The following is a 10,085-nucleotide window of genomic DNA, read 5'->3' as shown; positions in this document are numbered from 1 at the left end:
GGGTTGTTTTGTGTGTCTCTCCGCGCGGGGGGGGGGGCGGGCGGGGGGGGGGGGGGGGGGGCGGCGCGGGGGCGGGGGGGGGGGGGGGGGCCGGGGGGGGGGGGGGGGGGGGGGGGGGGGGGGGGCCCCCCCCCCCCGCGTCCAGGAGGGTCCGTACGGTCGCCTCCCAGGAGGCGAGGGCGTGCCGCGAGCGGAAGGCGAGCAGCTCGTCCATGACGTCCCGGGGCAGCCGCAGCCAGCCGCAGCCCGGAAAGTGCTGCTCGACCATCTCGCGCCAGACCGCCACGGGCATCCGGTACGAGGCCTCGCGGTCCCAGGGCACGGGCTCGACGTGGAAGCCGCCGGCCCCGGTGAAGGCGGTGCCGGAGAAGAGCATCAGCAGCGGAGCCTCCCCGTCCTGCAGACTGCTGAAGTAGCGGCTCGCGGCGATGTCCATGTCGTAGGTGCACGGCACGACCACGTCGATCTCGGTCTCCCCGGTGAAACTGGGCACCATGAGGGCGACCTGCGCGAACTGCACCGGCTGCAGGGTGGTGCCCCAGCGGGAGCGTTCGCCGAACAGATCGGCCAGCCCCTCCGCCTCGGCCGGTCCGTAACCGCGCCGGGCGGGCTCGATGCGCAGTTGGCAGCGCAGCGCCAGGGCGTGCACCCGGGCCGGTTCGGGGTCCCCGCCGGCCGTGACGCGCAGCCGGAACACCAGGGTGGGTCCGGCGGCGTACGGGTCGGCGCGCACACCGGTGCAGGTGAAGTCGAAGTCCGTCATGGCGCGGGTGCCTCCGCCGGGGTCTTGGCCCGTCGCCCGACCTCGGCGAAGAACGCGTCAAGCGCCGCCCGGGCTTCGGCTCCGCCGTCGAATCCCGTCCACAGCAGGCGCATCCGCCCGACGAGCTCGTAGCAGATGTCGATCGGCACCAGGTAGCAGTCGGTGCGTCCCTGCTCACGGCGGAGCAGCAGGGCCTCCACGTCGGGTTCGAGGAGCGGGGCGAGGCGCCCGGCGCCGAGTACGGTCTGCCAGGTCTCGGGGTCGAGTTCGCTCTCGGTGGCGCCGGCCGGGCTCGGGTAGAGCGCGACGAGACGATCGAGGGCGGCGTTGCGGAAGAAGAAGGCGACGCCGACCGGGATCTGGAGCATCTCCCAGGCGCCGTCGTCGAGTTGGTGGGCCGGGTCGGCGAGGTAGCGGCTCGGGACGGCGCGGAACCGCCCGGTGGTGACGCCGGGCCGGTCGAACAGCAGGGCGCACGCGGTGCAGGCGCACACCAGCTCCCGCTTCTCGGTCTCCACGACATGGCGGTGCGCGTTCTCCGCGACCACCGTTCCGCACAGCCCGCAGACCTCCGGGCGGGCCGGGCGCGGGGGGGGGGGCGCGCCGGGGGGCCCCGGGGGGGGGAGGGCGCCCCGGGGGGGGGGGGGGGGGGGGGGCCGGCGCCCGGGCGGCCGGGGGGGGGGGGGGCGGCCGGGGCGGCCGCGGCCCCCCCGGCGCTGGCCGCTTCGGGGCCGCCCCCCCCCCGGCGCGCGGGGGGCGGCCCCCCCCGCCGCGCGCGGGGGGGGGGGGGACCACCCCGGGGAGCCGCTCACCGCACCCGCGTCGGGGTCTGCGGGCGGGTGTCGATCTGGAGCAGGACCGGGGCCGCGGCCTCGGCCGGTGCCAGCTCCACCGTGTTCACCTCGGGGGCGAAGCAGGCGAGGGCGTCCTCGACGGCGCGTGAGGGCCCCGGGCCGGCCGAGGCCGCGGTGCTCCCGCAGCCGCAGCCGCCTCCGGGCGCGGAGCGCAGCCGGAGCGTTCCGGTGGCCTCGTCGAAGCCGAGGACCTCCGCGGGTTCCCGTACGCTCGCCAGGGCACGGGCGATGCGGGCGTCCAGGTCCTCGGGGTGCAGGTCGTGCAGGGCGAGCAGGCTCGCCACCAGTTCGTCGTCGAGGAGCCCGGAGAGCGGCGCCTCGCCGAGGCCGGCGACGATCCGGGCGAGCCCGGCTCCGTAGAAGTCCATGAGCACGCGCACCAGTTCCTCGGCGGCCGCGCACACCTCCCGGTCCCCGGTGGCGGCGAGCCGGTCGAGCACCTCCTCGACCCGCGCCCCCGTCTGGCGGGCGTCGGCCCGCACGCTCGCGCCGGCGCTCATCCGCCCAGTCCGCTCAGGCCGGTGGGCACGTGCATCTGCTTCACCGTCTGGCCGCCGCCCACGTACATGTGGACCCCGCACGGCAGACAGGGGTCGAAGCTGCGCACGGCACGCATGATGTCGATGCCCTTGAAGTTCTCCGGGGTGTTCTCCTCGAAGATCGGGGTGTTCTGCACCGCGTCCTCGTAGGGGCCGGGAGTGCCGAAGGTGTCGCGGGTGCTGGCGTTCCACGGGGTCGGTGGATACGGGTGGTAGTTGGCGATCTTGCCGTCGCGGATCACCATGTGGTGCGAGAGCACCCCGCGCACGGCCTCGGTGAAGCCGACGCCGAGGCCCTCGTCCGGGACCTCGAACTTCTCCCAGGTCTGCGTGCGGCCGGCGCGGACCTCCGCGAGACCCTTCTCGGCGCAGTGCAGGGCGATGGCGGCCGCGTACGCCTGGAAGTACGTGCGGGCGCGGTTGCGCTCCAGCGCGTTGCTCCACTTCGGGATCTTCCACTCGAAGCGGGTCTCGGGCTTGGTCATGGTGCGGGGGAGGGTGATGACCACGCTGTGCCCGGTGGCCTGCACGTAGTCGGTGTTCACCAGGCCCGACAGGGCGGTGGACCACAGGCGGGCGAGGGGGCCGCCGCCGGTGTCGAGGGCGAGGTGGTCCTTGCCGTCGAACCAGCGCGGGGACATCACCCAGCTGTACTTGTCGTCGAAGTTCCGCTTCTGCGGGGCGGGGATGGTGTGCTGGTTCCAGGGGTGACGGGCGTCGACCGGGTTGCCGAGGGGGTCGTGGGTGACGAACTTCTCCTGCCCCTGCCAGTCGTCGTAGTAGGAACTGCCGAGCAGGATCCGGATGCCGAGGTTGATCTCGGTGAGGTCGTTGGTGACGAGCTTCCCGTCCACCACGATGCCCGGGGTGACGAACATCTTCCGTCCCCAGTCGGTCATGTTGGCGTAGGTGAAGTCGCAGTGCTCGGGGTCGTTGAGCGCACCCCAGCACCCCAGCAGCACGCGCCGGCGGCCGACCTCCTCGTACCCGGGGAGGGCCTCGTAGAAGAAGTCGAAGAGGTCGTCGTGGAGCGGGACGACGCGCTTCATGAACTCGCAGTACCGCATGAGGCGGCTCATGTAGTCCGTGAAGAGCTGGACGGAGGCGATGGTGCCGACGCCGCCCGGGTAGAGGGTGGAGGGGTGGACGTGGCGCCCCTCCATCAGGCAGAACATCTCGCGGGTGTAGCGGCTGACCTGGAGGGCCTCGCGGTAGAACTCGCCCTCGAGGGGGTTGAGCGAGCGCATGATGTCGGCGATGGTCTTGAAGCCGTGCTCGCCCGCGTGCGGGGCGGGGGTGCGCTCGGCCAGTTCCAGCACGCCGGGGTTGGTCTCGCGGACCATCTTCTCGCAGTAGTCGACCCCGACCAGGTTCTCCTGGAAGATGTTGTGGTCGAACATGTACTCCGCCGACTCGCCCAGGTTGATGATCCACTCGGCGAGGTGGGGCGGCTTCACCCCGTAGGCCATGTTCTGCGCGTAGACGGAGCAAGTGGCGTGGTTGTCACCGCAGATGCCGCAGATGCGGCTGGTGATGAAGTGCGCGTCGCGGGGGTCCTTGCCGCGCATGAAGACGCTGTAGCCGCGGAAGACCGACGAGGTGCTGTAGCACTCCGCGACCCGCTTCTGTTTGAAGTCGATCTTCGTGTGGATGCCGAGACTGCCCACGATCCGGGTGATCGGATCCCAGGCCATCTCCACCAGGCCGCTGCCGTCGCCGGCTGCCTTCGTATTCGGTGCCATCGTGTCTGCCGTGACCCTTCGGTGCTGGATCGGTGGTTCCCACAGGGGTGCGGGTGCGGGTGTGCGGGGGTGCATGCGGGGTGCGGGCGCGTACGCGCGCGCCCGCGCCCGGGGCCGGGGTGACCCGCCCGGTCACCAGGGCGGGCGGTAGCCGGTGGTCAGCTCGTCTCCGCGGTGGCGCCACTGCGGCTCCTGGTCCACGGTGTGCGCCGTGATCGCCCGGAGCTTGCGGACCACCGCCCCGTAGGCGCCGCTGGCCGCGCTGGACACCTTGGCCCCGGGCGGTTCGTCCATGAAGGGCATGAACTTGTCGGGGAAGCCGGGCATGGTGCAGGCGATGCAGATGCCACCCACGTTCGGACAGCCGCCGATGCCGTTCATCCAGCCGCGCTTGGGCACGTTGCACTTGACGACGGGGCCCCAGCAGCCGAGCTTGACCAGGCACTTCGGGGAGTCGTAGGTATGCGCGAACTGCCCCTGCTCGTAGTAGCCGGCCCGGTCGCAGCCCTCGTGCACGGTCGCGCCGAACAGCCAGGTGGGGCGCAGCTTGTCGTCGAGCGGGATCATCGGGGCCGAGCCCGCCGCCTGGTACAGCAGGTAGGTGAGCGTCTCGGAGAAGTTGTCCGGCTGGATCGGGCAGCCGGGCACGCACACGATCGGGATGCCAGCCTGGGACTTCCAGTCCCAGCCGAGGTAGTCGGGCAGGCCCATGGCGCCGGTCGGGTTGCCCTCCATCGCGTGGATGCCGCCGTACGTGGCGCAGGTGCCGATCGCGACGACCGCGAGGGCCTTGGGTGCCAGCCGGTCGATCCACTCGCTGGTGGTGATGGGCTGGCCGGTCTCCGGATCGTCACCGAAACCGCACCAGTAGCCCTCGGGCTTGATGCTCTCGTTGGGGATGGAGCCCTCCACGACGAGCACGAAGGGGTCGATCTCGCCGCGCTCCCCCTTGAAGAACCATTCGATGAACGTGTCCGCGCCACCCACGGGTCCGCATTCGAAGTCGATCAGCGGCCAGTGCACGGCGATCTTGGGCAGACCGGGCAGTACACCCAGCACGATCTCTTCGATGCTGGGCTGCATGGCCGCGGTCAGCGACACGGAGTCGCCGTCGCAGCTCAGCCCCGCGTTGATCCAGAGGATGTGGATCGGGGGGTCCTCGGCCTCGGTCGGCGCTGCTGTGGCCATCCGGATGCCTCCTAGGGGAGGAGTGGAGGGGGAGGGGGGAGGTGAGGCCCGTCGTCCGGCCTCACCCTTCTTGCTAACAGGTGAACGGTCCGGACGCCCGGTCATGTGCGGCCAGTCCAGTGACCGGGTCCGGTGCCGCCACCGTGCGCGCGGGTGTGCCGGACCCCCTCGCCGGTGTGCGGACGCGCGCGCCGGCCAGGTGCGCGGGGGTGGCGGCCAGGGGCTCCTTGCGTACGAACGCCCTGCGCAGGGCGTGGTACGGGGCCTCGGGGTCGAAGAAGGTGTCCCGCATCCGGGCCAGCTCGGCTTCGCGGTACGAGGCCAGGGGACGGGCCGCCTCGTCGAGCTCGCGCCGTGCCTTCTTCTCCGCGATGCGCCTCTGCACCGCCGGTGAACCGGCCATCCGGACGGCCAGCCGGGCCGTGACGTCGGCGAAGGCCCCCGGCCCGCAGGCGACCGTGCGGTCGGCCAGCCCGAGCCGCGCCGCGGTGTCGGAGCCGACGGGCAGGGCGTCGCGGGTGAGCCGCTCGGTGAGCTCGGCGCCGACCCGGCGCGGCAGGGTGTACGTCCAGTACTCCGAGCCGTACAGCCCCATCAGCCGGTAGTGGGGGTTGAGGACCACCCCCGAACGGCACCAGACCTCGTCGGCGGCGAGCCCGAGCAGGGCGCCGCCGGCGGCGGCGTTGCCGCCGAGGGCCGCGACGACGAGGCGGTCGGTGGTGGTCAGGACGGCTTCGACGAGGTCGTCCATGGCGTTGATGTTCGCCCAGGACTCCGCGGCCGGGTCGGCGGCGGCCTCGATGACGCCCAGGTGGATGCCGTTGGAGAAGAAGTCCCGCCCGCCGCCGAGGACGAGCACCGAGGTGGGACGGGAGCAGGCGGTCCGGTAGGCCTCGAGCAGGCGTCGGCACCGCCCGGTGTCCATCGCCCCGCTGGGGAAGGAGAACGAGAGGAACCCGGCCCCGCCCTCCTCCCGGTAGCCGATCTCGGCCCCCGCGCGCGGGTACGCGGTGCCCGTGCCGGGCACGGGGGCGGGGTGCTCCGGGAGCGGTCGCGGGAGGTGGGGCGGGCGCAGGCGCTCACCGAGGGCCACCGTCGCGGGAAGCTTCACGGGGGCGGGTTCCCCGGGAAGCCGTTTCGCGCGGACTTCGGGGATCCAGACGGCGCCGTCGGAGGTGGCGCGGCAGACGGCCCCGGCGCGCGTGGCCAGCAGCTCGCCGGGGCGTCCCCGCAGGTGCGGCTCCGGGTGGCCGCCGTGCAGGTACCACTCGCCGCCGAGCAACTCGTCCCGTACACCGGGCTGGGAGTCGGCGGCCCGCAGGACGCGCAGCACCCGCTCCGTGGAATCAGTCCGCCAGTCGATGGCGCGGTGTTCCTGGCGCAGGTACGGCAGGGCGTGGCCGGTGGTCTGGGGCTCCGGGACGTAGGTGCCCGAGGCGAAGCGCTCGACGGCGAGCAGGACGGCCTCCAGCGCGGCGTCGGCGATCTCCCCGCGGTACAGGTCGCTCTTCGGGACCGGGGGGACGGCGCATGCGACGGTGGCCCATACGTCGCCGGCGTCCATCTCCTCGACGGCCTGCAGGACGGTGACGGCCCAGCGTGTCCGCCCTTCCTGGACGGCCCGGTCGAGGGAGGAGGGGCCGCGGTCGCCGACCGGGCCCGGGTGGACGATCAGGCAGGTGCGGGTGGACCACACCTCCTGCGGGATCGCCGTGCGCAGCATGGGCGCGATGATCAGGTCCGGCTGATGACGGTCCACGGCCTCGGCCAGGGAGGCTCCGGGCAGGGAGGCTCCGGGCAGGGCGAGTTCGACCGCGACGTGATGGCCGTGCTCGCCCAGCTCGGCGTAGACGCGCTGCGTGAGGCTGTTGAAGGCGCTCGCGACGAGCAGGACGTGCACGTGATCTCCTCCGCTGTCCGGCGACGGATCATGACCGGATCATGACCGGCCGCCTGCGAGCCTGGGGGAGCGCGGGGCTGCCCCGGGCGGCGCCGGGCGGAGGTATCACTCGAAAGCGCGGCCGGGCGGGGCCACTCGGCGGCGCGGGGGTGGGTCGCGGCGGTGGCTCGTGGCCGTGGTTCGCGGCGGTGGGTGCGGCGGCGGAGCCGGACGGTCAGGGGCCCTTGAGGGCCTCGGCCTCCGAGGTGTAGAGCAAGGCCGGATCGAACCCCATCCCGGTGAAGTGGCCGGCGAGTTCGAGGGAGAGCACCCCGTGGAGGCGGGTCCAGAACGTGAGTGCGCGGTGCAGCGCCGACGGCGGGCCCGGGTGCTGCGCGGCCCAGTCCCGGTGCCCGTCCAGGTGCGTCTCCAGCGGTGACGGCGGCCCGGCGGGGGGCTCCTCGGCGGTGCACGCGTCGAGGAGGACGGCCATGATCTCCGCGGCGATGCGGGTGGTGTCCTCGGGGGCCCGGTAGCCGGGCACGGGGGTGCCGTAGACGAGGAGGTAGCGCTGGGGGTCGGCCAGGGCCCATGCGCGCAGGGCGTGCGCGAGGTCACCGAGACCGGCACCCGCCTCGGCGCGGGCGCGGAAGGCGTCGGCCAGGCTGCGGTAGGCGTCCCTGATGAGCTCGCTGATCAGCTCGTCGCGGTTGGCGAAGTAGCGGTAGAGGGCCGGTCCGCTCATGCCCATCTGCTTGGCGATGGCGTTGAGGGACAGGGCGGAAGCACCGGCCGTGGCGATCTGCTCCCGGGCGTGCGTCTTCGCCTCTTCCCGCACCTGGGACCGGTACCGCTCCCTGGGGGTCCGTGTGTCCGGCTCGCTCACGACCTGTCTCCCCGCTCTCTCACCCGCTGTTGGTTAGAAGCTATCACGAATGTTCTTGACTCTCGCGATCGAAAGCGTTACAACTTCTAACGAACGAGAGAGCTTCTACGAAATGAGTGACCATGAACAGCGAACGCCTCGTCCAGGTCGTCCTGCCGGGCATCGTGGCCCCCGAAGACCTGCAGATCCGCCACGCGGCCGTGCCGGAGGCCGGCCCCGGGCAGATGGTCATCGCCATGGAGGCGACCGGTGTCTCCTTCGCCGAACAGCAGATGCGCCGCGGGCGGTACTACGACCAGCCGCCGTTCCCGTTCGTCCCCGGCTACGACCTGGTGGGCCGGGTGCGGTCGACCGGCCAAGGAGTCGACCCGGGCCTGACCGGACGGCGGGTGGCCGCACTGGTCAAGGTCGGCGGCTGGGCCAGCCACGTGGTCGTCGACGCGAAGGACGCGATCAAGGTGCCGGACGGACTGACGGCGGCCCAGGCCGAGACCGTCGTGGTGAACGGCATCACCGCCTGGCAGATGCTGCACCGCACGGCCCGAGTGCGCGCCGGGCAGACCGTCCTGGTGCACGGCGCCGGCGGCGGCGTGGGCTCCGTATTGGTCCAACTCGCCCGCGCGGCCGGCGCGAAGGTGATCGGCACTGCCTCCGTCCGCCACCACGACGCCCTGCGGGAACTGGACGTCACCCCGGTCGACTACCGGGCCGGACACGTCGCGGCCCGGGTCCGGGAACTGGCCCCCGGCGGCGTGGACGCCGTCTTCGACCACGTCGGCGGCCGCAGCGTCATCGATTCCTGGCACCTGCTCGCGCCCGGCGGCACCCTCGTCTCCTACGGCAGCGCCTCCACGCGCGACGACACCGGTTCCCAGCAGATGCCCGTGCTGAAGATCCTCGCCCGCACCTGGCTGTGGAACGCCTTGCCCAACGGCCGCCGCGCACACTTCTACAACATCTGGGCCGGCCGCGCGCTGAACAAGGACCGCTTCCGTGCCCGGCTGCGGGCCGACCTCACCGAGGTCTTCTCCGCCCTGGAGCGCGGCGACATCACGGCCCGGATCGCCGCCCAACTGCCGCTCGCCAGGGCCGCCGAGGCCCTGAGCCTGGCGGAGTCCGGCACCGTCACCGGCAAGGTCGTCCTCACGCCCTGACGTTCTCAAGCCCTGACGTCCTGGCCCCGCACCCTCCCGCCCGTCCGCCCCAGACCCTCACCGAAGGACCGCAGCCATGAAGATCCGTCCCACCCGCGCCATGACCACTCTGATCTGCGCCACGGCCGTCACCGTCGCACTCGGCACCACCGCCTTCGCCGCACAGCCCGCCGGCCGGCACCTGCCGAGGGTCGTCGCCGTGTGGGAGACCGCCTGGAACGGCGGCGACCCCAGCGCGCTCGGCGCGCTGTTCACCCCCGGGGGCTCCCACACCGACCAGGCGATAGGCGTCACCTTCCAGGGCCGTCAGGAGATCGCCGGGTGGAAGGCCCGCACCGACAGCCTCATCGACAACGTCCACGTCACCGTGCGCGAGGCCCATCGCGACGGAGACCACATCACCATCGAGGCCGTCTACGCGGGACACCTCAAGGGCGCACCCGAGCCCTTCGCCGTTCCCCTGGCCACGCTGCTCCGTCTCGACGGCCGCCAGATCGCCTCCGACCAGGACTTCTACAGCCTCAACGCCGTCCTCGCCCAGTCCGGCCTTCCCGCCGACTGGACCCCGCCGAACCCGTGACCTCGTATCCGGGGCCCCGGCGCGGGCACGCCGAAACCCCGAGGCGGTCGGCCTCGGGGCGTGACGTGGAGGTCGCCTTGTGGGCGGGGTGGTCGTCCGGGTCGTTCAGGGGCCGTCGGTTCCCGGCCGTGCGGGACGGTCGGAGGGTTTCTCGTCGCGGCCGTCCCGCGTACTCCTGCTCAGGCGGAGAGCGGGGAGTCGATTCCCATCAGGGCGAACCAGTCGCCGTCGACGTAGTTCTTCTTCCAGGTGTCCAGCTGCTCGTCGGAGATCTTGTACTTCTTGGCGATCTTGTCCCTCGTCTCGTCGGAATCGTCGGCCACCAGGGTGACGGCGATGCGGACCCGGTCCACGACCGTCAGTTCGGACTTGGTCTTGTCGGGCAGGTCCTCGAAGCGGAAGCAGCCTGCGCGGCCGGGCTTGCCGGGCTTGCCGGGCTCACCGGGCCGTCCGCCCTTGCCGCCTTCGCCGCCCTTTCCGCCTTCGCCGCCTTCGCCGCC

Annotated in this window: 9 protein-coding genes and 1 pseudogene; 2 read left to right on the top strand and 8 right to left on the bottom strand. The window is 72.7% G+C overall.

Going from position 1 to position 10,085, the window contains the following annotated elements:
- The 7 genes from ACWF9Z_RS36215 to ACWF9Z_RS36185 form a co-directional block, all read right to left on the bottom strand.
- On the bottom strand, window positions 1-763 hold a 763-nt coding region (locus ACWF9Z_RS36215; protein WP_453609814.1), incomplete at its 3' end, for a DUF6084 family protein.
- The gene (locus ACWF9Z_RS36210) at window positions 760-1,323 is read right to left on the bottom strand and encodes a DUF5947 family protein (protein ID WP_453609815.1); all 564 of its coding nucleotides are present in this window, start codon (window positions 1,321-1,323) and stop codon (window positions 760-762) included. The genes ACWF9Z_RS36210 and ACWF9Z_RS36215, both read right to left, overlap by 4 nt.
- 248 nt (window positions 1,324-1,571) lie before the next feature.
- Window positions 1,572-2,117, bottom strand: a complete 546-nt coding sequence (locus ACWF9Z_RS36205) for a hypothetical protein (RefSeq protein WP_453609812.1) — start codon at window positions 2,115-2,117, stop codon at window positions 1,572-1,574.
- Window positions 2,114-3,898 carry a nickel-dependent hydrogenase large subunit gene (locus ACWF9Z_RS36200; protein ID WP_356661782.1) on the bottom strand — a complete coding sequence of 595 codons (1,785 nt, stop codon included), beginning with the start codon at window positions 3,896-3,898 and terminating at the stop codon, window positions 2,114-2,116. The genes ACWF9Z_RS36205 and ACWF9Z_RS36200 overlap by 4 nt, the downstream gene beginning before the upstream one ends.
- A 132-nt stretch (window positions 3,899-4,030) precedes the next feature.
- A complete protein-coding gene (locus ACWF9Z_RS36195; RefSeq protein ID WP_453609810.1) occupies window positions 4,031-5,086 on the bottom strand; it encodes an NADH-quinone oxidoreductase subunit B family protein in 1,056 nt (351 codons plus the stop codon).
- Window positions 5,087-5,159: 73 nt separating this feature from the next.
- Entirely contained in the window at window positions 5,160-6,986 is a 1,827-nt protein-coding gene (locus tag ACWF9Z_RS36190) for an enoyl-CoA hydratase-related protein (RefSeq protein ID WP_453609808.1), read from the bottom strand.
- Window positions 6,987-7,200: 214 nt separating this feature from the next.
- Window positions 7,201-7,851, bottom strand: coding sequence for a TetR/AcrR family transcriptional regulator (locus tag ACWF9Z_RS36185; protein ID WP_453609806.1), 651 nt, complete (start codon window positions 7,849-7,851; stop codon window positions 7,201-7,203).
- A gap of 122 nt (window positions 7,852-7,973) precedes the next feature.
- On the opposite strand from ACWF9Z_RS36185, the gene ACWF9Z_RS36180 reads away from it, so the two are divergent.
- Together ACWF9Z_RS36180 and ACWF9Z_RS36175 are read left to right on the top strand one after the other, a co-directional pair.
- Window positions 7,974-9,005, top strand: coding sequence for a medium chain dehydrogenase/reductase family protein (locus ACWF9Z_RS36180; protein WP_453609804.1), 1,032 nt, complete (start codon window positions 7,974-7,976; stop codon window positions 9,003-9,005).
- A 76-nt stretch (window positions 9,006-9,081) separates the two neighbouring features.
- Window positions 9,082-9,585 (top strand): nuclear transport factor 2 family protein, encoded by a 504-nt coding sequence (locus tag ACWF9Z_RS36175; protein ID WP_453609802.1) that lies wholly within the window; start codon window positions 9,082-9,084, stop codon window positions 9,583-9,585.
- Window positions 9,586-9,764: 179 nt separating this feature from the next.
- Here ACWF9Z_RS36175 and ACWF9Z_RS36170 read toward each other — a convergent pair.
- Window positions 9,765-10,085 (bottom strand): annotated as a pseudogene (locus ACWF9Z_RS36170) (hypothetical protein); the annotation flags it as partial.

The sequence above is a fragment of the Streptomyces sp. NPDC054961 genome (assembly GCF_053609145.1).
This window is presented reverse-complemented; position numbering and strand designations above follow the sequence as displayed.

What these genes read in the sequence shown, in the direction of transcription:
- ACWF9Z_RS36180 (WP_453609804.1), top strand. Translation starts at nt 7,974, where the DNA reads ATGAACAGCGAACGCCTCGTCCAGGTCGTCCTGCCGGGCATCGTGGCC.
- ACWF9Z_RS36195 (WP_453609810.1), bottom strand. Translation starts at nt 5,086, where the DNA reads ATGGCCACAGCAGCGCCGACCGAGGCCGAGGACCCCCCGATCCACATC.
- ACWF9Z_RS36200 (WP_356661782.1), bottom strand. Translation starts at nt 3,898, where the DNA reads ATGGCACCGAATACGAAGGCAGCCGGCGACGGCAGCGGCCTGGTGGAG.
- ACWF9Z_RS36205 (WP_453609812.1), bottom strand. Translation starts at nt 2,117, where the DNA reads ATGAGCGCCGGCGCGAGCGTGCGGGCCGACGCCCGCCAGACGGGGGCG.
- ACWF9Z_RS36175 (WP_453609802.1), top strand. Translation starts at nt 9,082, where the DNA reads ATGAAGATCCGTCCCACCCGCGCCATGACCACTCTGATCTGCGCCACG.